Origin of the sequence: Spirillospora sp. NPDC049652, assembly GCF_040675125.1 — a bacterium.
In the GTDB taxonomy this organism is placed as follows: domain Bacteria; phylum Actinomycetota; class Actinomycetes; order Streptosporangiales; family Streptosporangiaceae; genus Spirillospora.
Genome location: NZ_JBFAOF010001584.1, coordinates 1 through 1028, shown reverse-complemented (window position 1 = coordinate 1028; position 1028 = coordinate 1). Strand labels below are relative to the sequence as shown.

The 1028-nt window shown below is 80.8% G+C and carries 1 protein-coding gene; it reads right to left on the bottom strand.

The features are described 5' to 3' along the window. Nucleotides 1-519: 519 nt before the first annotated feature. The coding region (locus tag AB0J52_RS42115) for an NRDE family protein (protein ID WP_500188926.1) at nucleotides 520-1028 on the bottom strand (509 nt) is incomplete at its 5' end.

Genomic DNA, 1028 nt, shown 5'->3' with positions numbered 1-1028 from the left:
GCCGACCACCTTCAGCGTCCCGCCGGCGGTCCCGCCTCCGCCGCCGCCCCCGCCGCCGCACCCGGCCAGCCCGAGCGCGGCCGCGCCGAGCCCCGCGGCGATCACCGTCCCCCGTCGTCGTGCTGCCATCCGCAACTCCCCCGCTCCGCGTGGTGGTCTGGGCGCGTCCCGCACGGCCGGGGGCGCCCGGCACGCCCGGCGAAGATCGCGCTAGGTAGCGAAACTAGCACCCAGAGTCATCCGCGGGGGCGTGCGACCCCCGAAAAAGGTCGCGCGCGCCGCCGAGCGGCACGGCCGCCGCGCCGGGCGGCAGGCCGGGCGGCGGGCCGGGCGGCAGGCCGGGCGGCGGGCCGGGCGGCGGGCGCGGCGGTGTGCAGGGCGGCGAGCGCGGCGGGGATGCCGGGCGCGCCGGGGGTGCCGGGCGCGGCGGCGCGGCGGCGTGGTGCCGGGCAGCGCGGTGCCGGGCAGCGCGCGGCGCGATGCCGAGCGGCGTGGTGCCGGGGGGCGCGCGGCGCGGTGTCAGAGGACGGTCGTCCAGGAGGACGGGTCGCCGGGACGGGCGGAGAAGTCGTAGCGGACCAGGTCGGGGCCGAGCGCGACGAGGCTGACCGAGGTGGTGCCCCAGACGCGGCCGGGCTCGAACTCGTGCAGCGGGAGGAGGGTGCGCTGGTCGGTGCGGTCCAGCCCGCCGCCCTCCAGCTCCGCCAGCCAGGGCGCCCAGTCGCGCGCGTCGCCGCCCGGGCGCGGCTCGGGGCGGGGCGCGGCGGCGAGCAGCGGGCGCAGGTGCGCCAGCCGCGCGGCCATGAAGGCGTCCTCGACGACGCCCTCGCGGTGGCCCTCGCCGTTCAGGCCGTTGTTGACGACGATGTGCAGGCCGGGGCCGAGGTCGCGTTCGGCGAAGTCCGCGCCGTCCCAGCTCCACATGCGCGCGCCGCCGGGTTCGGCGCCGAGCAGGAAGAACGGGTCGTAGGCGGGCAGGTCCAGGTCGCCGGGGCCGCCGGTGGCGGCGACCCGGAGCGGCAGGTCGC